This is a genomic window from Streptomyces sp. NPDC091289, assembly GCF_044757365.1.
Classification (GTDB): Bacteria; Actinomycetota; Actinomycetes; order Streptomycetales; family Streptomycetaceae; genus Streptomyces.
Genome location: NZ_JBIVUT010000013.1, coordinates 210,469 through 234,128 on the forward strand (window position 1 = coordinate 210,469; position 23,660 = coordinate 234,128).

Consider the following 23,660-nt stretch of genomic DNA (forward strand, 5'->3'; position numbering starts at 1 on the left):
CCCCCGTACCCGGCGGTAGCGACCAAGACTGGATGTTTCCTGCCCTACCTGACGATGGGAACCCGTATGACCGGCTCACGTGTCGTGGCGCTCGGCCACTACCAGCCCGCCAAGGTGCTCACCAACGACGACCTGGCGGCCATGGTCGACACGAGCGACGAGTGGATCACCAGCCGGGTCGGCATCAAGACCCGCCATGTGGGTGGCCCCGACGAGCCGGTGGACGAGATGGCCGCGCACGCGGGAGCCAAGGCGCTGGCCACGGCCGGTCTGCAGGCCTCGGACATCGATCTGGTCCTCGTCGCCACCTCCACCGCGATCGACCGGTCCCCGAGCATGTCCGCACGGGTCGCGGCACGGCTCGGGATGGGTTCGCCCGCCGTGATGGACATCAACGTGGTGTGCTCCGGCTTCACCCACGCACTGGCCACCGCCGACCACGCGATCCGGGCCGGAGCGGCGACCCGGGCGCTGGTCATCGGCGCCGACAAGATGGCCGACATCGCGGACTGGACCGACCGCACCACCTGTGTGCTGCTCGGCGACGGTGCGGGCGCGGCGGTCGTCACCGCCGACCCGGCCGCCCCCGACACTCCGGACGGGCCCGGCATCGGACCGGTGCTGTGGGGTTCCGTGCCGGAGATGGGCAACGCGGTCCGCATCGAGGGCACGCCGCCGCGCTTCGCGCAGGAGGGGCAGTCCGTCTACCGCTGGGCCACCACCCAGCTCCCCCCGATCGCCCGCCGGGTCTGCGAGAAGGCGGGCATCGCCCCGGAGGACCTGGCCGCCGTCGTGCTGCACCAGGCCAATCTGCGGATCATCGAGCCGGTCGCCCGCAAGATCGGCGCGGTCAACGCCGTCATCGCCCGGGATGTCGTGGACTCCGGCAACACCTCGGCCGCCTCCATCCCGATGGCCCTGTCCAAGCTGGTCGAGCGTGGCGAGGTCGCCTCCGGCGCACCCGTCCTGCTCTTCGGGTTCGGCGGAAACCTCTCCTACGCGGGCCAGGTCATCCGCTGCCCCTGACCACTTCTCCAGAACCTTTGTCCTGGGTGTGGAGAAAGTTGGGGCCGATTCCTGCGCAACTTCTTCCCACTCCGGGAAAGCGCTGCTACGTTCCCCTCGAAAGCCCGACGGACTGGCCGATGTGGCGGGGAGGGACGCGTGAGACGTATGACGGCACGACCCGCGAACGCGCATCAGGCGCGGCTGCTCCGACTGCTGCGCGACGGGGGCCCCAACTCCCGTGCACAACTGGGTGATCAGGTCGAACTCTCGCGCTCGAAGCTCGCCGTCGAGGTGGACCGGCTGCTGGAGACCGGCCTGGTGGTGGCCGACGGACTCGCCGCATCGCGCGGCGGCCGTCGCTCGCACAACATCCGGCTCGCTCCCGAACTGCGTTTCCTCGGGGTCGACATCGGTGCCACCTCGATCGATGTGGCCGTCACCAACGCGGAGCTGGAGGTACTGGGACACCTCAACCATCCGATGGACGTGCGCGAGGGGCCCGTCGCCGTCTTCGAGCAGGCCCTGTCGATGGCCGCCAAACTGCGGGCCTCCGGGCTCGCCGAGGGCTTCGACGGCGCGGGCATCGGGGTCCCCGGCCCCGTCCGCTTCCCCGAGGGCGTGCCGGTCGCGCCGCCGATCATGCCCGGCTGGGACGGTTTCCCGGTCCGCGAGGCGCTCAGCCAGGAGCTGGGCTGCCCCGTCATGGTCGACAACGACGTGAACCTCATGGCCATGGGGGAGCAGCACGCGGGTGTGGCCCGCTCCGTGGGCGACTTCCTCTGCGTCAAGATCGGTACGGGCATCGGCTGCGGCATCGTCGTCGGCGGCGAGGTCTACCGCGGCACGACCGGCAGCGCCGGGGACATCGGGCACATCCAGGTGGACCCGGACGGCCGGTCCTGCGCCTGCGGCAACAAAGGCTGCCTGGAGGCCCACTTCAGCGGCGCCGCCCTCGCCCGGGACGCGGAGGACGCGGCCCGGGAGGGCCGCTCGCCCGAGCTCGCCGCCCGGCTGGAGGCGGCGGGCCATCTCACCGCCGCCGACGTGGCGGCCGCCGCCGCTGCCGGGGACGCCGCGGCGCTCGACCTGATCCGCGAAGGCGGCAACCGGCTCGGCCAGGTGATCGCGAGCCTGGTGAGCTTCTTCAATCCCGGTCTGGTGGTGATCGGCGGCGGGGTCACCGGCCTCGGTCACAACCTCCTCGCCAGTGTCCGCACCCAGGTCTACAAGCAGTCCCTGCCCCTGGCCACCGGCAATCTCCCCATCGTGCTGGGCGAGTTGGGGCCCACCGCCGGAGTGATCGGCGCGGCCCGGCTCATCAGCGACCACCTCTTCTCACCGGCCTGACCCCAGGCCGTACGACGCACCACGGAACCACCCCGTCAGCAGCCGTACGCACCACGCACCACCGAACCACCTCCTTGTCAGCAGCCGTTCGCGGTGCCGCCGGCTCCACGGCACCTCCAGCCCTGCGCCCTGTCCGCTCACCGGCCCTCCCCGGCCCCTCGGCACCGCCCGAGCAGGGGAGACCCCATTCGCCGAGGGGATTCGTCATGGCACCAGAACCACCCCTGCTCACCATGTCCGGCATCACCAAGCTCTTCCCGGGCGTCCGCGCCCTGGACGGCGTCGACCTGGAGGTCCAGGCCGGCGAGGTCCACTGCCTCCTCGGCCAGAACGGTGCGGGCAAGTCCACCCTCATCAAGGTGCTCGCCGGAGCCCACCAGCCCAACGACGGCGAGATCACCTGGCGCGGCGAAACCGTCCAGCTCAAGTCGCCGATCGCCGCCATGCGCCTGGGCATCGCCACCATCTACCAGGAACTCGACCTGGTCGAAGGCCTGTCGGTCGCCGAGAACGTCTTCCTCGGCCACGAGCCGACCAGCGCCGGCTTCATCGTCCGTACGGGGGAGGGGCGTCTCGCGGCGAAAGCGCTCCTGGCCCGCCTCGGTCACCCGGAGATCGACCCCGCCCGGCCGGTCGGGGACCTCTCCGCCGCCCAGCAGCAGATCGTCTCCATGGCGCGGGCACTCTCCCACGACGTCCGGCTCATCGTGATGGACGAGCCCTCCGCCGCCCTCGACCCCGACGAGGTCGACAACCTCTTCCGGATCGTCGACAGCCTCACCGCCGACGGGGTGGCCGTCGTCTACATCTCGCACCGTCTCGAGGAGATCCGCCGCATCGGCGACCGGGTCACCGTCATCAAGGACGGCCGGACCGTCGCCGTCGGGCTTCCCGCCGCCGACACCCCCACCCGCGACATCGTTGCCATGATGACCGGCCGCGACGTCGCCTATGTCTTCCCGCCGCGCCCGGAGGAGCCGGTCGCCGCCACCGACGAACCCGTGCTCCGGGTCCAAGGCCTCTCCCGCAAGGGCGAGTTCGCCCCCGTCGACCTCGAACTGCGGCCCGGCGAGATCGTCGGCCTGGCCGGCCTCGTCGGCTCGGGCCGCTCGGAGATCCTGGAGACGATCTACGGCGCCCGCAAGGCGAGCACCGGGACCGTCACCGTCGCCGGCAAGCGGCTCCGCCCCGGCAGCGTCCGCGCCGCCGTCGCCGCGGGCATCGGCCTCGCGCCCGAGGAACGCAAGGCGCAGGCCCTGCTGATGACCGAGTCGGTCACCCGCAACGTCTCCGTCTCCTCCCTCTCCCGCTTCGCCCGGATCGGCTGGATCGACCGGGGCGGGGAGCGGAAGGCCGCGCAGAGCGCCACCCGCGAGCTGCAGATGCGGCCCGACAACCCGGACGCCGCCGTCCGCACCCTCTCCGGCGGCAACCAGCAGAAGGCCGTCCTCGCCCGCTGGCTGCTGCGCGGCTGCCGGGTCCTGCTGCTGGACGAACCCACCCGTGGCGTCGACGTCGGCGCGCGCGCCGAGCTCTACGCCGTGATCCGCCGGCTGGCCGACGAAGGCCTCGCCGTTCTGCTCGTCTCCAGCGAAGTGCCCGAAGTCCTGGGCCTCGCCGACCGGGTGCTGGTCCTCCGCGAGGGCGAAGTGGTCCACACGGCCCCCGCCCAGGAGCTCGACGAGCACCGCGTACTCGACCTCGTGATGGAAGGGAGCCCGACGCCATGACACAGCCCGCCCCGTCGGCGCAGCACAACGGGCCGGACAAGGGAGCCCTCACCGGCCCCTCCGGCGCGCCGCCCTCGAAGTCGGGCGGCGGCAGGCCGGCCCTCGGTCTGCGGCTCGACGTCCGGATCCTGTCCCTGCTCGGCGTCCTCGCGGTCCTGATCCTGGTCGGCGGCATCACCGAACCGGACGCCTTCCTGGACACCGGCAACCTCCAGCTGATCCTGACCCAGGCCTCCGTCATCGGTGTCGTCACCGTCGGCATGACCTTCGTCATCATCAGCGGCGGCATCGACCTCTCCGTCGGCGCGATGGTCGCCCTCGCCTCGGTGTGGGCGACGACCCTGGCCACCCAGGAGTACGGCTTCGCGGGCATCGCGTTCACCGCGATCATCGTCGGTCTCGCCGCCGGACTCGTGAACGGCGTCCTCATCGCGTACGGGGGGATGGTCCCGTTCATCGCGACGCTGGCCATGCTCGCCTCGGCCCGCGGACTCGCCCTCCAGATCACCGACGGCAAGACCCAGATCGTCACCGTCGACTCGGTCCTGGACCTCGGCCTGCCCGACTCCTACATCCTCGGCATCCCGCCGCTGGTCATCATGTTCGCCGTGGTCACCGTCGTCGGCTGGCTGATCCTCAACCGGACCACGTTCGGCCGCCGCACGGTCGCCGTCGGCGGCAACGCGGAGGCCGCCCGGCTCGCCGGGATCGACGTCCGCCGCCAGCGCCTGTACCTCTACCTGCTGTCCGGACTCTGCTGCGGCATCGCCGCCTTCATGCTGATCGTGCTCGCCGGTTCCGGCCAGAACACCAACGGCAACCTGTACGAGCTCGACGCCATCGCCGCCGCGATCATCGGCGGGACCCTGCTCAGCGGCGGCCGCGGCACCATCGTCGGCTCTGTGCTCGGCGTCCTGATCTTCACCACGATCACCAACATCTTCGCGCTCAACAACCTCCAGAGCGACGTCCAGCAGATCGCCAAGGGCGCCATCATCGTCGCCGCCGTCCTCGTCCAGCGCCGCACCATGCGCGGCAGGGAAACCTGACCGCCCGCGCAACGGCACCCGAGCGCCCCACAACGCACCCCCCCGCACCCGCACCTCGTAGCACCCACCGGATGAAGGGTCAGACCGTCATGCAAGAAACCAGCCGCAGAGGGCTGCTGTTCGGAACCGCCGCCGTCTCCGCGGGCGCGCTCCTCACGGCCTGTACCAGCAACGAGCCCAAGAAGACCGAGCCCGCCGGCAACAGCGCCCCCGCCGACGACAAGCCGGGCAAGGCCGTCACCATCGGCTTCGCCGGACCGCAGGCCGACCACGGCTGGCTCAACGCGATCAACGTGAACGCCAAGTCCCGGGCGGAGACGTACTCCGACGTCACCCTGGAGATCACCGAGGGCTCCAACGACACCGCCGCCCAGATCGGCCAGGTCAAGACCCTCATCAACAAGAAGGTCGACGTCCTCGTCGTCCTTCCCGCCGACGGCAAGGCGCTCACCCAGGTCGGCCTCGAAGCGATGCGGGCGGGCATCCCCGTCGTCAACCTGGACCGCATCTTCGCCTCCCCGCAGGCGTACCGCTGCTGGGTCGGCGGCGACAACTACGGCATGGGCCTCAACGCCGGGCACTACATCGGCGAGCAGCTCAAGGACAAGCCGAACGCCAAGGTCGTCGAGCTCGCCGGGATCGACAACCTGGAGCTGACCAAGCAGCGCAGCCAGGGCTTCGCCGACGCCCTCAAGAACTACTCCAACATCAAGCTGGTGGCCCGTCAGGCAGCCGACTTCACCGTCGAGTCCGGCCAGGCCAAGATGGCCCAACTCCTCCAGGCTCAGAAGCAGTTCGACGCCCTGTGGAACCACGACGACGACCAGGGCGTCGGTGCGCTCCGGGCCATCAAGCAGGCGGGCCGCGACGAGTTCATCATGGTCGGCGGCGCCGGCGCCAAGTCCGCGATGGACGCCATCAAGGCCGATGACTCGGTCATCAAGGCGACCGTCCTCTACCCGCCGACGATGGCCGCGTCCGCGATCGACCTGGCACGGGCACTGGGCCAGAGCAAGGGGGTCAGCGGCCTCTCCGAGATGGAGATCCCGACCTCCCTGACCCTGTACTCCGCGGTCGTGACGAAGGACAACATCGACCAGTACCTGCCGACGGGCTTCAACTGACCGGGACTCCGGGGGACGCGGAGAGCGCGTCCCCCGGCCCGTTACCGCACACCGATGAGGAGGAAGTCCGCATGGCCCGTAGTCAAGAGACGGAAACGCAAGCCCCAGCAGCCTCGCCGCGGCAGGCGCCAGGAACGCTCGGGGTCGGCATGGTCGGATACGCGTTCATGGGCGCCGCCCACTCCCAGGGGTGGCGTACCGCCGGACATGTCTTCGACCTGCCCGTGCGGCCCGCTCTCGCCGCGATCTGCGGACGCGACCGTGCGGCCGTCGACGCCGCCGCCGCCCGGCACGGCTGGGCCGCGGCGGAGACGGACTGGCGGGCCCTGATCGCCCGGGACGACGTCCAGCTGATCGACATCTGCACCCCGGGCGACAGCCATGCGGAGATCGCCATCGCCGCCCTGGAGGCGGGCAAGCACGTGCTGTGCGAGAAGCCGCTCGCCAACACCGTCGCCGAGGCGGAGGCGATGGTCCGCGCCGCCGAAGCGGCCGCCGCGCGGGGGCAGGTGGCGATGGTGGGCTTCAACTACCGCAAGGTTCCCGCGATCTCCTTCGCCCGGCAGCTCATCGCCGAGGGCCGGCTCGGCCCGCTGCGCCATGTGCGGGCCACCTACCTCCAGGACTGGCTGGTGGACCCGGCGTCCCCGCTCACCTGGCGGCTCAAGCGCGAGCACGCCGGGTCCGGCGCGCTCGGGGACCTCGGGGCGCACATCGTCGACCTCGCCCAGTATCTGTCGGGCGAGCTGCTCACCGGCGTGTCCGCCGTCTCCGAGACCTTCGTACGGGAACGCCCCCTGCTCGCCGGAGCGTCGGCCGGACTCTCCGGCAGTGCCGACACGGTGGAGCGGGGCGAGGTGACCGTCGACGACGCGGCGATCTTCACCGGCCGCCTCGCCTCCGGCGCGCTCGCCTCCTTCGAAGCGACCCGGATGGCGGCGGGACGCAAGAACGCCCTGCGCCTGGAGATCAACGGGGAGCTGGGCTCGCTCGCCTTCGACCTGGAGCGGCTCAACGAACTGTCCTTCCACGACCACACCGAACCCGCCGCTACCGCGGGGTTCCGCCGCATCCTCGTCACCGAGCCGGAGCACCCCTACCTGGAGGCCTGGTGGCCCCCGGGCCACGGGCTCGGCTACGAGCACACCTTCGTCCACCAGGCCCGCGACGTGGTCCACACGATCGCCGAAGGGGCCCCGCCCGTACCGTCGTTCGCGGACGGGCTCCAGGTGCAGCGGGTGCTCGCCGCCGTCGAGGAGAGCGCCGCCAAGAACTCCGTCCACACCTCGGTCCCGTCCTCGTCCTAGGAGGCTGCCGCCCATGCCCCGCCCCTTCACCCTCTTCACCGGCCAGTGGGCCGACCTCCCGCTGGAGGAGGTCTGCCGGCACGCCCGTGACTTCGGTTACGACGGTCTCGAACTCGCCTGCTGGGGAGACCACTTCGAGGTCGACAAAGCGCTGGCCGACCCGGGATATCTGGACACCAGGCACCAACTGCTCGACAAGTACGGGCTGAAGTGCTTCGCGATCTCCAACCACCTGGTCGGCCAGGCCGTCTGCGACCACCCGATCGACGAACGCCACCAGGGCATCCTGCCCGCCCGCATCTGGGGCGACGGAGAGCCCGAGGGCGTGCGGCAGCGCGCCGCGGCAGAGATCGCGGACACCGCCCGGGCCGCCGCCGCCTTCGGCGTCGACACGGTCATCGGCTTCACCGGCTCCTCGATCTGGCACCTGGTCGCGATGTTCCCGCCCGTCCCGCCGCACATGATCGAGCGGGGCTACGAGGACTTCGCCGAGCGCTGGAACCCGATCCTGGACGTCTTCGACGCCGAGGGGGTGCGCTTCGCCCACGAGGTGCACCCGAGCGAGATCGCGTACGACTACTGGACCACCCAGCGCGCCCTCGAAGCGGTGGACCACCGGCCCGCGTTCGGGCTGAACTTCGACCCGAGCCACTTCGTCTGGCAGGACCTCGACCCGGTCGGCTTCCTCTACGACTTCCGGGACCGGATCTACCACGTGGACTGCAAGGAGGCCCGCAAGCGCCTCGACGGCCGCAACGGCCGCCTCGGCTCGCACCTGCCCTGGGGCGACCCCCGGCGCGGCTGGGACTTCGTCTCCGCCGGTCACGGCGACGTGCCCTGGGAGGACGTCTTCCGGATGCTCCGGTCCATCGGCTACGAGGGTCCCGTCTCGGTGGAGTGGGAGGACGCCGGCATGGACCGGCTGCACGGCGCCCCGGAAGCGCTTGCCAGCCTCAAGCGGTTCGACTTCGACCCGCCGTCGGCCTCCTTCGACGCGGCCTTCGGCGGCGGCGAGTAGCGCGGAAGATCAAGCCCCGGGGGTCTGATCCGGTTCACGGCCCCAGCCCCCGGGGCTGCTTCGCGCTGCCCGGAATCCCCTTTGTCCTCGCGGAAGCAGAAGTTCGACTTACCTGTTGCACAAGGGCTTTCCGTCGAGGACGAACAGGTCTACCGTCCATTTCGTGTACACGACATGACTCGCGTCACCGGGGTCGCACCCGTCTCCGGTGACGCACGCGCGGCAGTCCCCGCGCGGCACGGCACGGCTACACCCGCCCGTACAACCGGCACTCTCCGGAGGACCTACGTGCACCGAACCAGAAAGCGGCTCCTGGCCCGGACCCGCGTCCGTAAATCGCTCGCGCTGTTCACCGGCGGCCTGCTCGCCGCCGCGACCCTGACCCTCGGCTCCGCGCCCGGAGCCGCCGCCCACCCCGGTCACCCGGGCCACGAGGAGCCCGTGGCGGAGGACTTCCAGCAAGTCACCCTGGCCAAGGGCGTCGAGGAGACCGGCGAGCCCATGTCGCTCGCCGTCCTCCCGGACCGCAGCGTGCTGCACACCTCGCGCAGCGGCGAGCTGCGGATCACCGACAGCGCCGGCAACACCCGGATCTCCGGCACCCTCCCCGTGTACACGCACGACGAGGAAGGCCTCCAAGGCGTCGGCGTCGACCCCGACTTCGCCGAGAACCGGGCGATCTACCTCTTCTACGCACCCCCGATGGACACCCCGGCGGGCGACGCCCCGGAGACCGGCACGGCCGCCGACTTCGAGAAGTTCGAGGGCGTCAACCGGCTCTCCCGCTTCGTCCTGAACGAGGACGGCACCCTCGACACCGCCAGTGAGAAGAAGGTCCTGGACGTCGCCACCTCGCGCGGCATGTGCTGCCACGTCGGCGGTGACATCGACTTCGACGCCGAGGGCAATCTCTACCTCTCCACCGGCGACGACACCAACCCCTTCGCCTCCGACGGCTTCACCCCGATCGACGAACGCCCGGACCGCAACCCGGCGTTCGACGCCCGCCGCACCTCGGGCAACACCAACGACCTGCGCGGCAAGATCCTGCGCATCAAGGTCGCCGAGGACGGCTCGTACACCGTCCCGGAGGGCAACCTCTTCGAGCCGGGTACGGACAAGACACGCCCCGAGATCTACGCGATGGGCTTCCGCAACCCCTTCCGCTTCTCCGTCGACCAGGCCACCGGCACCGTGTACGTCGGCGACTACGGCCCCGACGCGGGCGCGGCCGACCCCAAGCGCGGACCCGCCGGGAAGGTCGAGTTCGCCCGCGTGACGAAGGCCGCCAACTTCGGCTGGCCCTTCTGCGTCGGCGACAACGAGCCCTACATCGACTACGACTTCGCCACCAAGACCTCGGGCGCCGCCTTCGACTGCGCCGCCCCGAAGAACGAGTCGCCGCACAACACCGGACTCGTCGACCTGCCGCCGGCCGAGGCCGCGTGGATTCCCTACGACGGCGGTTCCGTGCCCGAGTTCGGCACCGGCTCCGAGTCCCCGATGGGCGGACCCGTCTACCGCTACGACGCGGACCTGGACTCCCCGGTGAAGTTCCCCGAGGCCTACGACGGCGACTTCTTCGCCGGTGAGTTCGGCCGCCAGTGGATCAAGCGCATCGAGCAGGACGCCGACGGCGGCGTCCAGTCCATCAACGACGTGCCGTGGTCCGGTACGCAGATCATGGACATGGCCTTCGGCCCGGACGGAGCGCTGTACGTCCTCGACTACGGCCTCGCCTGGTTCGGCGGCGACGAGAACTCCGCGCTCTACCGCATCGAGAACGCCACCGGAGGCCGCTCGCCCATCGCCGAGGCCTCGGGCAACAAGACGTCGGGCACCGCACCCCTGAAGGTGAAGTTCTCCTCGGCCGGCACGGCGGACGGCGACGACGACCCGCTCACGTACTCCTGGGACTTCGGGGACGGCGGCACCTCCACCGCCGCCGACCCGACGTACACGTACAAGAAGAACGGCACCTACACCGCCACCCTCACCGCCGAGGACCCGACCGGCCGCACCGGCTCCGCCAGCGTCCACATCACCGTCGGCAACACCGCCCCGACCGTGGAGCTGGTGCTCCCCGAGGACGGGCAGCTCTTCGAGTTCGGTGACTCCGTGCCGTTCAAGGTGAACGTCAGCGACCCGGAGGACGGCACCATCGACTGCACGAAGGTCGAGGTCAAGTTCACCCTGGGCCACGACAGCCACGGCCACGACATCACCACCGAGCACGGCTGCGAAGGCACCATCAAGACCGCCATGGAAGGCGGCCACGACCCCAACGCCAATATCTACGGCGGCATTTCGGCCTCGTACACCGACAACGGCGGTGGCGGCCAGCCCAAGCTCACCGGCAAGGACGCCTCGCGCCTCCAGCCCAAGCACCGGCAGGCCGAGCACTTCGACGACTCCTCCGGCGTCACGACGCCGAGCAAGGACGGCGCGCACGGCGGGAAGACCGTCGGCGACATCCACAACGACGACTGGATCTCCTTCGACACCTACGTCCTCGGCGACACCACCAAGCTGACCGCCCGGATCTCCTCGGCCGGCTCCGGCGGCTTCCTCGAAGTGCGCACCGGATCGCCCACCGGCAAGATCCTCGGCTCCGGGCCCGTCCCGGTGACCGGCGACTGGGACACCTTCCAGGACATCGACATCCCGCTGCGCGGTGTGCCCAAGAAGCAGACGGAACTCTTCCTGGTCTTCAAGGGCGGCGACGGAGCGCTCTACGACGTCGACGACTTCGAACTGTCCAACACCCCGGTCGACAAGACCGCCAAGCGCGTCCTGGTCTTCTCCAAGACCGCCGGCTTCCGCCACGACTCCATCCCGGACGGCATCGCCGCCCTGAAGGAGATCGGCAAGGACACCAACATCACGGTCGACTCCACCGAGTCCGCCGCCCAGTTCACCACCAGCAACCTGGCCCGCTACGACGCGGTCGCGTTCCTCTCCACCACCGGTGACGTCCTCAACGCCGAGCAGCAGAAGGCGTTCGAGAACTACGTGGCCACCGGCGGCGGTTACGTCGGCATCCACGCGGCCGCCGACACCGAGTACGACTGGGAGTTCTACGGCGGCCTCGTCGGCGCCTACTTCGACTCCCACCCGCAGATCCAGCCCGCCACCGTCCGCGTCGAGGACCACGACCACCCCGCGACCGCCCACCTGGACGAGGAGTGGGAGCGCACCGACGAGTGGTACAACTACGGCACCAACCCCCGGGACAAGGCCAAGGTTCTCGCCACCCTGGACGAGACCACCTACACCGGCGGGAACATGAAGGGCGATCACCCGATCTCCTGGTGCCAGACCTACGAGGGCGGCCGCTCCTTCTACACCGGTCTCGGCCACACCAAGGAGTCCTACGCCGAGCCGGAGTTCCGCAGCCACGTGCTGGGCGGCCTGCGCTACGCCACCGGTCAGGTCAAGGCCGACTGCAAGCCGGACAAGGACTACCGGCCGATCTTCAACGGCAAGACGCTGGAGGGGTGGAAGCAGGCGGGCCCGGGGAAGTTCTCCATCAGTGACGGCGCCCTGCACTCCGAGGGCGGCATGGGCCTGCTCACCTACCAGGCCAAGGAACTGAACGCGTACTCGCTGAAGCTCGACTGGAAGATGACCGGCGACGACAACTCCGGTGTCTTCGTGGGCTTCCCGGAGTCCGACGACCCCTGGTCGGCGGTCGACAACGGGTACGAGATCCAGATCGACGCCACCGACGCCGCCGACCGCACCACCGGCGCCGTCTACACCTTCAAATCCGCCAACATCAAGGCCCGCGACCGCGTCCTGCGGCCGCCGGGACAGTGGAACAGCTACGAGATCAAGGTCCAGGGCGAACGTCTGCAGATCTTCCTCAACGGAGCGAAGATCAACGACTTCACCAACACCGACCCGGCCCGCAGTCTGAAGGACGGCTACATCGGTCTCCAGAACCACGGAGCCGACGACCAGGTGTCCTTCCGCAACATCCAACTGAAGGAGCTGCCCTCGAAGTAGGGCGGCCGCCTCTGCCGACGACGGGCGGGGGAAGCACTCACACCTTCCCCCGCCCGTCGTCCACCACCCCCGACATCCCCCCAGGGAGGCAGCCCGTGACCGCACACGCCGATCGTGAAGGCCGAACCGACGCCCCAGGCCGAACCGACACCCCGAGCCCCTCGGGAGTTCCCGGTGCCGTAAGCCGTACGGAGGTGGCCGGCCCGGCCGGCACCGCGGGCCGTACCGGTGTCTGGTTCATCGGAGCACGCGGATCCGTGGCGACCACCGCCACCGCGGGCTGCGCCGCCATCGCGGCCGGCCTGCACCCGCCGACCGGCATGGTCACCGAGACGCCCCCCTTCGCCGACAGCGGTCTGCCCGCCCTGACGAGCCTGGTCTTCGGCGGCCACGACACCCTCGACTGCCCGCTGTCCAAGCGGGCCGAGGTGCTGGCCGACGGCGGTGTGCTGCCGCACGGACTGCCCTCCGCCGTACGCGCCGAGCTCGACGCCGCCGACGCCGAGATCCGCCCCGGCGGACCGCTCCCCGGTGACACCCGCACCGACCAGGAACTCATCGCCGCGTTCGCCGCCGACCTCACCGACTTCGCCCACCGCCACGACCTGGCCCGCACCGTCGTCGTCAACGTCGCCTCCACCGAGCCCGCGCCGGGCCCCGACGACACCCGGCTGCCCGCCAGCTCGCTTTACGCGGCCGCCGCCCTGCGCGCCGGCTGCGCCTACGCCAACTTCACCCCGTCCACGGGACTGCGCACCCCCGCGCTCACCGACACCGTCGCCTCCAGCGGACTTCCCCACGCCGGACGCGACGGCAAGACCGGCCAGACGCTGCTCCGTTCCGTACTCGCCCCGATGTTCCTCCAGCGCGCCCTCGCCGTACGGGCGTGGTCCGGGTCGAACCTGCTGGGCGGCGGGGACGGGGCGGCGCTGGCCGATCCGGCGGCCGCCGCCGCGAAGAACGCCGGCAAGGAACGCGTCCTGGCCGACACCTTCGGCACCGCCCCCGAGGGCGAGGTGCACATCGACGACGTGCCCGCGATGGGGGACTGGAAGACCGCCTGGGACCACATCGCCTTCGACGGCTTCCTCGGCTCCCGCATGATCCTCCAGACCATCTGGCAGGGCTGCGACTCCGCCTTGGCGGCCCCGCTGGTCCTGGACCTGGCACGGCTCCTGGCCCGCGCCCACGAGGCCGGGATCAGCGGCCCCCTGCCGGAGCTCGGCTTCTACTTCAAGGACCCGGACGGCGGCACCTCGGCGGCACTCGCTGAGCAGTACGCCACCTTGCTCTCCTTCGCCGAGCGGCTGCGGGCCGGGGCATGAGGCGGCGGCGCGCCCTCCCGGCCGCGCTGGTGGCGGCCCTGTCGCTGCTCCCGGTCGGGCGGCGGAACGGTTTTGCACACGGTAGGCCGCCGGCTGCCGTGACCGATGACAGCCTGTCCGGTGCGGGTGGGACTGCGCCCGCACCGGACAGGCCCGGACCGCCCCCCACGGGCCGGAACGGGGAACAGGGCGCGGACGACGCCGGCGCGGGCCGGCCGGACGCGGCTTCCATCCGGGGCGCAGAGCGGGGCACGCCCCGGGAGCGCCTGCGGGCCTGGGCGGAACTGCTGCGCGTCTCCGCCCTGTTCTCCGTGCCCGGGGACGCCCTGGCGGGCGCGGCGGCGGTGGGCCGCCGACCCGGCCGGGGCACCGCGCTGGCGATCGGTGCGTCGCTGTGCCTGTACGAGGCCGGGATGGCCCTCAACGACTGGGCCGACCGCGACGAGGACGCCGTCGACCGCCCGCACCGCCCGATCCCCTCGGGCCGCATCAGCCCGGCGGCGGCCCTGGGAGCGGCCGGGGTGCTGACCGCGACGGGGCTCGCCCTGGCGGCCCGGGCCGGCCGCCCCGCGCTGACCGTCGCCACGGGTCTGGCCGCCACGGTCTGGGCCTACGACCTCCACCTGAAGCACACGAAGGCGGGCCCGGCGGCCATGGCGGCGGCCCGCTCCCTGGACCTGCTGCTGGGCGCTACGGCGACGTCCACGGTCGCCGTGACGGGGGCCGGTACGCCGGGTCGGGCAGGCCGCTTCGACAACGTTGCCGGGGCGTCGGTGACCGCGAAGGCGACCGTGGCGCCGGGGCGAGGCGTGCTGACCGCGGCCCTGCCCGCGCTGCCCGCCGCCCTGGTGCTCGGGGCACACACCTACGGCGTCACCGCCGTATCGCGCCACGAGACGCAGGGCGGTTCCACGGGCGTCCCGCTCGCGGTGCTGGCCACGACGACGGCACTCGCGGCAGCGGTGCTGGGGGCGTCCCGTGGACGGGCCCCGGACAGCCCCGGTGCGACCACGGACCACGGCGGGACAGGGCTGCGGGACGCGAGCCGTACCGGGTGGGCCGCCGTCGGCGCGAGGCCTCAGGGCGCGGGCCTCCCCGGGTGGTCCGCCTCCCTCGGCGCGACCCCGCAGCCCGGGGTCTCCCCAGGGTGGGGCCTCCCGGGGTGGGCGACCGACCCCACCCGCCTCCTCCTGATCACGCTCACCGGCGCCTACCTCCGTACCGCCGGACCACCCCTCCTGCACGCCGCGCTGAACCCGTCCCCACCCCTGACCCAGCGGGCGGTCGGCGGCGGCATCCGGGCCATGATCCCGCTCCAGGCCGCGCTCGCCGCCCGCGCCGGGGCGCCCGTCACCGGTCTCGCCGTCATGGGGCTCGTCCCCCTCGCCCGCAGCCTCGCCCGGAAGGTGAGCCTCACATGACCCTCCACCTCGGATACGGCACCAACGGGCTCACCGACCTCCGCCTCGACGACGCCCTCGGCCTGCTCGCCGACCTCGGCTACGAGGGCGTCGGCCTGACGCTCGACCATATGCACCTGGACCCCATGGCCCCGGACCTCACCGAGCGCACCCGCCAGGTCCGCCGCAGACTCACCTCCCTCGGCCTCCGGGTCACCGTGGAGACCGGCGCCCGCTATGTCCTCGACCCGCGCCGCAAGCACGGCCCCTCCCTCCTCGACCCGGACCCCGACGCCCGTGCCGCCCGCGCCGCGCTGCTCGTACGCGCCGTCGACGTGGCCGCCGAACTCGGAGCGCACGCCGTCCACTTCTTCAGCGGCATCACCCCGCCCGGCACCCCGGCGGACACCGCGTGGAAACGGCTCACCGAAGCGATCGTCCCCGTCCTCGAAGCCGCCGACCGGTCCGGCATCCCGCTCGCCGTCGAGCCCGAACCCGGTCACCTCCTCGCGACCCTCGCCGACTTCCACCACCTGCGCGGCCTCCTCGGCGACCCGGGGCCGCTCGGCCTCACCCTCGACATCGGCCACTGCCAGTGTCTGGAGGAGGCCTCGCCCCTGGAGTGCGTCAAGGACTCCGCCCCCTGGCTCCGGCACGTCCAGATCGAGGACATGCGGCGCGGAGTCCACGAACACCTCCCGTTCGGCGACGGGGAGATCGACTTCCCGCCCGTGCTCGCCGCCCTCGCCGCCTCGGACTACCGGGGCCTCACCGTCGTCGAACTGCCCCGCCACTCCCACGCGGGACCCGAACTGGCCCGTACGTCGATCGACTTCCTGCACGACGCCATGACGCGCGGCAGCACGACGCGCGGTTTCGCGACCAAGGGAGCCGCCCCGTGCTGAAGTCCCGCAAGGAACTCGACGCCGAACTCGGCGGGGTCGCCCGCGCCTGGCTCGACGAGGCCCTCGCCGAGGCAGCCCACGACGCGGCTCGAACAGAAGCCACCCCCGACGCCCCCGACGCCCCCGGCGCGGAGGCCACCGGCCCCTCCACCTCCCCGCCGTGGGAGCTGCGCTACGCCGCCGCCGGCCGGCACTGCGGCCTCGAACACGCCGACTCCGTACGCTCCCTCCTGCTCGTCGAGGCCCGCGCCCCGCTGTCCTCCGTCACCCGGCTCTACGAACAGGGCACCGCAGCCGAACGCCGCGCCGTCCTCCTCACCCTGCACCGCCTCGACCTCGGCGCCACCGCCCTCCCGCTCGTCGAGGACGCCCTGCGCGCCAACGACACCCGGCTGGTGTCCGCCGCCGTCGGCCCCTACGCCGCCGACCACCTGGACCCGCACGCCTGGCGGCACGCCGTCCTGAAGTGCCTGTTCACCGAGGTGCCGGTCGCGGCCGTCGCCCGGCTCGCCGACCGGGCCCACGGCGACGCCGAACTCGCCCGCATGCTCGACGACTTCGCCGCCGAACGCACCGCGGCCGGCCGCACCGTCCCCGAAGACCTGCGCACGGTCCTGGGGCATGCCCTGGCCCTCACCGCCCCGGCCGACGAGGGCGCCCACCAGGCCCCGCCGACCGCAGCTCCCGCAGCCCCCGCCCCCACGGAGGAGTCCTGATGCGCATCTTCGACCCCCACATCCACATGACCTCCCGCACCACCGACGACTATCAGGCGATGTACGACGCGGGCGTCCGCGCGCTCGTCGAGCCCTCCTTCTGGCTCGGCCAGCCCCGCACCTCGCCCGCCAGCTTCTTCGACTACTTCGACGCGCTCCTCGGCTGGGAACCCTTCCGCGCCTCGCAGTACGGCATTGCCCACCACTGCACGCTCGCCCTCAACCCCAAGGAGGCGAACGACCCCCGCTGCACCCCCGTCCTGGACGCGCTGCCCCGCTACCTCGTCAAGGACTCCGTCGTCGCCGTCGGCGAGATCGGCTACGACTCCATGACCCCGGCCGAGGACCACGCGCTGGCCGCCCAGCTCCAGCTCGCCGCAGACCACGGTCTGCCCGCCCTCGTCCACACCCCGCACCGCGACAAGCTCGCCGGTCTGCACCGCACCATCGACGTCATCCGCGAATCGAACCTCCCCCCGGAGTTCGTCCTCCTCGACCACCTCAATGAGACAACCGTAAAGACCGCCACTGACAGCGGCTGCTGGGCCGGGTTCTCCATCTACCCGGACACCAAGATGGACGAGGACCGCATGGTCACCATCCTCCGGAATCACGGCACCGAGAAGATCCTCGTCAACTCGGCCGCCGACTGGGGAAAGAGCGACCCCCTCAAGACCCGCAAGGTCGCCGACGCCATGCTGAAGGCCGGCTTCACCGAGGACGACGTCGACCAGGTCCTGTGGCGCAACCCCGTCGCCTTCTACGGCCAGAGCGGCCGCCTCCAGCTGGACGTCCCCGCCCCCGACCCACTCCACGAGGGCAACTCCATCCTGCGCGGCGGGGAGTGAGGCGGTCATGCGCTTCCGCCACCCGGACGGCTCGACCGTCCACCTCGCCTACTGCACCAACGTCCACCCCGCCGAAACCCTCGACGGCGTCCGCGCCCAACTCCGCGACCACTGCGAACCCGTCCGCCGCCGCCTGGGCCGGGACCGGCTCGGCATCGGCCTCTGGCTCGCCCGGGACGCCGCCCGCGCCCTGATCAACGACCCCGCCGAACTCCGCGCCCTGCGCGCCGAACTCGACAGCCGCGGCCTCGAAGTGGTCACCCTCAACGGCTTCCCCTACGAAGGGTTCGGCGCCGACGAGGTCAAATACCGGGTCTACCGGCCGGACTGGACCGAACCCGACCGCCTCTCCCACACCACCGACCTCGCCCGCCTCCTGGCCGCCCTGCTCCCGGACGACGCCACCGAGGGCACCATCTCCACCCTGCCGCTCGCCTGGCGCACCCCCTACGCCGACGACCCCGAGGCGGCCCGCACCGCACACGCCGCCCTCACCACGCTCGCCCAGCGCCTGGACGCACTGGCCGAACTCACCGGCAAGTCCATCCGCATCGGCCTCGAACCGGAACCGGGCTGCACGGTGGAGACCACCGCCGACGCCATCGCCCCGCTCACCGACGTCGGTCACGACCGCATCGGCATCTGCGTCGACACCTGCCACCTCGCCACCTCCTTCGAGGACCCCGGCACCGCACTCGACGCCCTGGCCGCCGCCGGCGTCCGCGTCGTCAAGTCCCAGCTCTCCGCCGCCCTGCACGCCGAGCATCCCCACCTGCCCGAGGTCCGCACCGCGCTCGCCGCGTTCGCCGAACCGCGCTTCCTGCACCAGACCCGCACGCGTACGGCCGCGGGCCTGCGCGGCACCGACGACCTCGACGAGGCCGTCACCGGCCGGGCGCTCCCCGACTCCACCCCCTGGCGCGCCCACTTCCACGTACCGCTGCACGCACCCCCGGCGCCCCCGCTGACCTCGACCCTGCCCGTGCTCCGCGACACGCTCGCCCGGCTCGTCGGCGGACCCGCGCCCCTGACCCGGCACCTGGAGGTGGAGACGTACACCTGGCAGGCGCTGCCCGCCGAACTGCGTCCCCGCACCCGCACCCAGCTCGCCGACGGCATCGCCGCCGAACTCACCCTCGCCCGCGACCTCCTGGTCGACCTCGGCCTCAAGGAACTGCCATGACCGACGCAACAGGACCCCGGCCCACTCCCCTCCTCGTCCTCGACGTTGTCGGCCTCACCCCCCAGCTCCTGGCCCACATGCCGAACCTCCGGGCCATGGGGGAGCAGGGTGCGAAAGGACCGCTCTCCACCGTCCTGCCGGCTGTCACCTGCGCCGCCCAGTCGACCTTCCTCACCGGCACGATGCCTGCCGAACACGGCATCGTCGCCAACGGCTGGTACTTCCGCGAGCTCGGCGACGTCCTGCTGTGGCGCCAGCACAACGGACTCGTCGAGGGCGACAAACTGTGGGACGCGGCCCGCCGCGCCCACCCCGGCTACACCGTCGCCAACATCTGCTGGTGGTACGCGATGGGCGCCGACACCGACTGGACGGTCACCCCGCGACCCGTCTACTACGCCGACGGCCGCAAGGAACCCGACTGCTACACCAGGCCCCCCGCCCTGCACGACGAACTGACCGACAAACTCGGCACCTTCCCCCTCTTCCACTTCTGGGGCCCCGGCGCCGACCTGGTCTCCTCCCAGTGGATCATCGACGCCACCCGGCACATCGTCGCCACCCGCACCCCCGACCTCGCCCTCTGCTACCTGCCCCACCTGGACTACGACCTCCAGCGCTACGGCCCCGACGACCCCCGCTCCCACCAGGCCGCCACCGACCTGGACCGGGCCATGGCCCCGCTGCTGGCCGACGCCCGCGCCGAGGGCCGTACCGTCGTCGCGCTCTCCGAATACGGCATCACCCGCGTCGACCGCCCCGTCGACATCAACCGCGCCCTGCGCCGGGCGGGCCTGCTGGAGGTCCACACCCAGGACGGCATGGAGTACCTGGACCCGATGACCTCCCGGGCCTTCGCCGTCGCCGACCACCAGCTCGCCCACATCTACGTACGCCGTCCCGAGGACCTGGAGGCGACCCGGGCGGCCCTCGCGGATCTGCCCGGCATCGAGCAGCTCCTCGACGACGAGGGCAAGAAGGCGCACCACCTGGACCACCCCCGCTCCGGCGAACTGGTCGCCGTCGCGGAGAAGGACGCCTGGTTCACGTACTACTACTGGCTCGACGACGCACGCGCCCCCGACTTCGCCCAGCTCGTCGAGATCCACCGCAAGCCCGGCTACGACCCCGTCGAGCTCTTCATGGACCCCCAGGACCCCTACGTCCGGGTCAAGGCCGTCTCGGCGGTCGCCCGCAAGAAGCTCGGCCTGCGCTACCGCATGGCGGTCGTCCCCCTGGACCCCTCACCTATTCGCGGCAGCCACGGCCGCCTCCCCGAGAGCGACGACGAAGGTCCGCTCATCCTCTGCTCCACCCCCCACGCGTTCACCGACCGGGTCAGGGCCACCGAAGTGAAGTCCCTGCTCCTCCAGCTTGCCGGACTGCACTGACAACGCCCCGGCACTGCATTGCTCACCCCACGTCACCCATGTCACCCAAGGGAGTCACGCGAACATGAGCCGCACCTCCAAGGACACCGAACTCGCCCGCAGACTGAGCCGCCGCAACATCCTCGGTGTCGCCGCCGGAGCCACCGCCGCCACCATCATCGGCACGGCGGCCGCCCAGGCCGACAGCCGCGACCGCGGCCAGGGCCACGGCAAGGGCCACGGCCACGGACATGACCACGGCCACGGGCACGGCAAGGGCAAGCCCGTCCTGCCCCCGGGCCGCCTCGGCATCCAGCTCTACAGCCTCCGTGACCAGGTCTCCACGCTCGGCTTCGCCCCCGTCTTCGCCGAACTGGAGAAGTACGGCTACGACGAGATCGAGTTCGCGGGCTACACCCAGGGCTCGGCCGGCGACATCACCCTGGCCCAGCTCAAGCGGCTGGCCCGGGACCACGGCCTCAACCCGATCGGCAGCCACGTCGGCTACTACGACGACAACAACCCCGGGGCCTACACCTTCGCCCAGAACCTGGAGAAGGTCCTGGACGACGCCCAGGCGCTGGGCCTCAAGCACATCGGCACGGCCTCGGGCCCCTTCCGCTACGGCGACACGGTGGACGGCTGGAAGCGGGCGGCCGAGGACTTCAACACGTACGGGGCAGCCGCCCGCAAGCGCGGTATGAAGTTCTACCAGCACAACCACGCCGAGGAGTTCTCCTTCGCGACCGACAAGCCGCGCGTACGCCTCTACGATGTGCTGCTCGAGGAGACCGACCCGGACCTGGTCTACCTGGAGATGGACATCTACTGGGCGTTTTGCGCCCAGTTCCGCTTCAGCAAGCGTGTGGACGGCAGCTCCGCCCCGCTCGACCCGCTGAAGTACGTCCTGAAGCACCCGGACCGCTACCCGCTGTTCCACGTCAAGGACGGCGTCCGCGACGACACCACGCGGGACGGCTACCGCATGTCGGACGTCGGCGACGGGGACATCGACTACAAGACGTTCCTGTCCAAGGTCACGCACCGGACCCACCAGGGCCGGACGTACCACCACTGGCAGACCGAGCACGACAACCCGGTCGAGTCGCTCGCCTTCGCCCGCAAGTCGAGCGAGCACCTGCACTCCCTGCGCGAGGGCCGCTGCGGCGACTGACGCGCGGACCCGGCCCGCCGGAGCCATTCCGGCGGGCCGGGCGCCAGGGCCGCACCGCTTCCCGCGCCGCGCCCCTACCCGATGCCCTGCCGGTCCGGCAGCAGGGCGAACTCCCGATCGGCGCCCACCGCCACCGTGCGCTCCACGGTCTGGACGAGCAGCGCACGATGCCGGACCAGCGACTTCTTCCGCTCCTCGGGGACGAGCAGCAGCAGGTCGTCCAGCCCCGCCATGAGCCGGCGCGTCACCTGAGGGCTCCCGGCGACACACCAGCGGATCTCCTCGAAGGCGAGGTCGACCAGGTCGTCCCACCCTGGGCCGTCCTGCACCAGACGCACCCGCCCGGCCCGGTCCCGGTGGTGGACGGCACCGAGCGGCAGGTGCGCCACGGCCGCGAGGAACTGCACGATCCGGTCCAGGCACTGCACGGCGGTGGTCGGATCGTTCACGGACGTCGACAGGGCCCGCAGCGCGATGTCCGCGAGCTGACGCAGCCCGAACGCCAGATCCTGGTGCAAGGTCCGCTCCACCGAGACGGACACCGTGTACCGGAGCCGGCGCCGGGGCGGCACGGCGCGGCCGTGGACGGCGAGGACCGGCGTCCCCGGCACCACGAAGTCGCCGATCCGCGGGATGAGCCGCAGCACGACGTCCTGCCGCCGCGCGGCCCGGACCAGCCGCGCCGTGTTCACGTCCCGCAGCACCCCGGCCCGTCCCTCGTGCGTCACCCGCGCGGTCTCCGGCCCCGGATCGTCCTCTCCCCGCGGCCCCCTCGGCATCCTGCCCAGCACCCGGAACGAGTCGCGCGCGATCTTGTCGACGACCGGGCCCACCTGCATCAGCCGCAGCGTCGCGCTCACGTAGACGACGAAGAGCAGCAGACTCAGCCCGAGCAGCACCAGGATGAGCAGGCTCTGCACCAGCGGGACCGAGACCACCAGGCGCGGGTCGGTCTCGCTCTCGAACGAGGAGAGCACGAGCAGCGAGAAGAGGAACGTCGCCAGGAACACCGTCAGCGTGAGCTTGCTGATCCGGCTCCTGACGAAGATCCGCACCACCCGGGGCGTCAGCTGGCCGCTGGCCATCTGCACCGCGACCAGCGAGATGCTGAACACGACACCGATGAACGTCATCATCGCCGAGCTGATGGTGGTCACCACGGTCTTCGTGTCCTGGGAGAACCCGATCAGGTCGCCGAGCTCGTCGTACGCCTCCTCCCGCTGCAGCAGCGAGACGATCGCGTCGTCCAGCTCGGTGGCGACCAGCCACAGCACGAACACGCAGACGAACCCCATGGTCGGGGCGAACCAGAACGTGTCACGCAGATGCTCACGCAGAGGGGACAGCGGACGGGGCCGGCGGTAGCCGCGATCACTCATGGACGCGAAGGTAGCCCCGGAAGCTCCGCGGACCGGGGAAGCCGAGGCCCCACCGGCACGCCGCACCGCACTGACCACCGGATATGCGGGTGAAGGGCACGCCGAACCCCTGGTATTGTTTTCCATGTCGCCGCGGGGAACACACCGCGAACGACAGACACCTTGTCCGGGTGGCGGAATGGCAGACGCGCTAGCTTGAGGTGCTAGTGCCCTTTATCGGGCGTGGGGGTTCAAGTCCCCCCTCGGACACCAGCAAGACCCCACTTCACGTGGGGTCTTTTGCTTTGCCGGGCGGTCCGGCGGCGTGGGCCGGGGCAGGGCAGGGCGCACGGCGGAATCGGTCACCCGACGGAGAACCACGCGGCCGTCGCCAGGACCAGCGGGACCGGGCAGGCCAGAGCTCCCAGCAGGAGGCTGCGTCCGTCACCGGACATACGCCGTACCGCCGGTGCCCGGCAGGCCGCGACGAACATGCCCGCGCCACCGCACAGAGGACCGCCGAGCAGCACAGCAGGAAGCCGCCGACCGGCGCGCCCGCCGCCGCGCCCCACAGCGCCGTCATCCCGACCAGGAAGCACAGCCAGGAGACCGACATCGCGGTGAGCAGCCACAGCACCGCGGACAGCAGCACCACGCCGGGGCGTCGAGGCGGAGGCGCGATCCGGGCCGGCCGGTAGAGGGCGTCATACGTGCGGGGGTCCATGCCCCGATCCTCGCCGGGCGCCCGCCGTCCGGGCCTGAGGCGTATGACTCAACCGGGCGCGACCCC

The 23,660-nt window shown here is 71.5% G+C and carries 18 protein-coding genes and 1 tRNA gene; 17 read left to right on the forward strand and 2 right to left on the reverse strand.

The window, feature by feature from the left end; all coding sequences use genetic code 11:
* The first annotated feature begins 66 nt into the window (after positions 1-66).
* The 16 genes from ACIQPT_RS19470 (at position 67) to ACIQPT_RS19545 (ending at position 21,512) form a co-directional block, all read left to right on the forward strand.
* Positions 67-1,026, forward strand: coding sequence for a beta-ketoacyl-ACP synthase III (locus ACIQPT_RS19470; protein WP_401157118.1), 960 nt, complete (start codon positions 67-69; stop codon positions 1,024-1,026).
* Between the two features lie 147 nt (positions 1,027-1,173).
* A complete protein-coding gene (locus ACIQPT_RS19475; RefSeq protein ID WP_401157119.1) occupies positions 1,174-2,355 on the forward strand; it encodes an ROK family protein in 1,182 nt (393 codons plus the stop codon).
* 206 nt (positions 2,356-2,561) lie between these two features.
* Positions 2,562-4,085, forward strand: a complete 1,524-nt coding sequence (locus tag ACIQPT_RS19480) for a sugar ABC transporter ATP-binding protein (protein ID WP_401157120.1) — start codon at positions 2,562-2,564, stop codon at positions 4,083-4,085.
* A complete protein-coding gene (locus ACIQPT_RS19485; RefSeq protein WP_401157121.1) occupies positions 4,082-5,134 on the forward strand; it encodes an ABC transporter permease in 1,053 nt (350 codons plus the stop codon). The genes ACIQPT_RS19480 and ACIQPT_RS19485 overlap by 4 nt, the downstream gene beginning before the upstream one ends.
* Positions 5,135-5,223: 89 nt before the next feature.
* Entirely contained in the window at positions 5,224-6,258 is a 1,035-nt protein-coding gene (locus tag ACIQPT_RS19490) for a substrate-binding domain-containing protein (protein ID WP_401157122.1), read from the forward strand.
* A 71-nt stretch (positions 6,259-6,329) separates the two neighbouring features.
* On the forward strand, positions 6,330-7,565 hold the full coding sequence (locus tag ACIQPT_RS19495; protein ID WP_401157123.1) for a Gfo/Idh/MocA family protein: 1,236 nt from the start codon (positions 6,330-6,332) through the stop codon (positions 7,563-7,565).
* Positions 7,566-7,578: 13 nt separating this feature from the next.
* Entirely contained in the window at positions 7,579-8,583 is a 1,005-nt protein-coding gene (locus ACIQPT_RS19500) for a sugar phosphate isomerase/epimerase family protein (protein ID WP_401157124.1), read from the forward strand.
* A gap of 288 nt (positions 8,584-8,871) precedes the next feature.
* Positions 8,872-12,591 (forward strand): ThuA domain-containing protein, encoded by a 3,720-nt coding sequence (locus ACIQPT_RS19505; RefSeq protein ID WP_401157125.1) that lies wholly within the window; start codon positions 8,872-8,874, stop codon positions 12,589-12,591.
* Between the two features lie 95 nt (positions 12,592-12,686).
* Positions 12,687-13,916 carry an inositol-3-phosphate synthase gene (locus ACIQPT_RS19510; protein WP_401157126.1) on the forward strand — a complete coding sequence of 410 codons (1,230 nt, stop codon included), beginning with the start codon at positions 12,687-12,689 and terminating at the stop codon, positions 13,914-13,916.
* Complete coding sequence (locus ACIQPT_RS19515) at positions 13,913-15,337, forward strand: SCO3242 family prenyltransferase (RefSeq protein WP_401157127.1); 1,425 nt, start codon at positions 13,913-13,915, stop codon at positions 15,335-15,337. Before ACIQPT_RS19510 ends, ACIQPT_RS19515 begins: the two co-directional genes overlap by 4 nt.
* Positions 15,334-16,221: a sugar phosphate isomerase/epimerase family protein gene (locus tag ACIQPT_RS19520; RefSeq protein ID WP_401157128.1), complete on the forward strand. Its 888-nt coding sequence runs from the start codon at positions 15,334-15,336 to the stop codon at positions 16,219-16,221. Before ACIQPT_RS19515 ends, ACIQPT_RS19520 begins: the two co-directional genes overlap by 4 nt.
* Entirely contained in the window at positions 16,215-16,937 is a 723-nt protein-coding gene (locus ACIQPT_RS19525; RefSeq protein ID WP_401157129.1) for an EboA domain-containing protein, read from the forward strand. The genes ACIQPT_RS19520 and ACIQPT_RS19525 overlap by 7 nt, the downstream gene beginning before the upstream one ends.
* Positions 16,937-17,785, forward strand: coding sequence for a TatD family hydrolase (locus ACIQPT_RS19530; protein WP_401157130.1), 849 nt, complete (start codon positions 16,937-16,939; stop codon positions 17,783-17,785). The genes ACIQPT_RS19525 and ACIQPT_RS19530 overlap by 1 nt, the downstream gene beginning before the upstream one ends.
* 7 nt (positions 17,786-17,792) lie before the next feature.
* A complete protein-coding gene (gene eboE, locus ACIQPT_RS19535; RefSeq protein ID WP_401157131.1) occupies positions 17,793-18,968 on the forward strand; it encodes a metabolite traffic protein EboE in 1,176 nt (391 codons plus the stop codon).
* Positions 18,965-20,359 carry a nucleotide pyrophosphatase/phosphodiesterase family protein gene (locus tag ACIQPT_RS19540; protein ID WP_401157132.1) on the forward strand — a complete coding sequence of 465 codons (1,395 nt, stop codon included), beginning with the start codon at positions 18,965-18,967 and terminating at the stop codon, positions 20,357-20,359. Before eboE ends, ACIQPT_RS19540 begins: the two co-directional genes overlap by 4 nt.
* 64 nt (positions 20,360-20,423) lie before the next feature.
* Positions 20,424-21,512 carry a sugar phosphate isomerase/epimerase family protein gene (locus tag ACIQPT_RS19545; protein ID WP_401157133.1) on the forward strand — a complete coding sequence of 363 codons (1,089 nt, stop codon included), beginning with the start codon at positions 20,424-20,426 and terminating at the stop codon, positions 21,510-21,512.
* 74 nt (positions 21,513-21,586) lie between these two features.
* On the opposite strand, the gene ACIQPT_RS19550 is transcribed toward ACIQPT_RS19545, so the two are convergent.
* A complete protein-coding gene (locus ACIQPT_RS19550; RefSeq protein ID WP_401157134.1) occupies positions 21,587-22,891 on the reverse strand; it encodes a DUF2254 domain-containing protein in 1,305 nt (434 codons plus the stop codon).
* Positions 22,892-23,055: 164 nt separating this feature from the next.
* On the opposite strand from ACIQPT_RS19550, the gene ACIQPT_RS19555 reads away from it, so the two are divergent.
* Positions 23,056-23,143, forward strand: a tRNA-Leu gene (locus ACIQPT_RS19555).
* Between the two features lie 13 nt (positions 23,144-23,156).
* Here the strand turns inward: ACIQPT_RS19555 and ACIQPT_RS19560 are convergent.
* On the reverse strand, positions 23,157-23,594 hold the full coding sequence (locus ACIQPT_RS19560) for a hypothetical protein (RefSeq protein WP_401157135.1): 438 nt from the start codon (positions 23,592-23,594) through the stop codon (positions 23,157-23,159).
* Between the last annotated feature and the right edge of the window lie 66 nt (positions 23,595-23,660).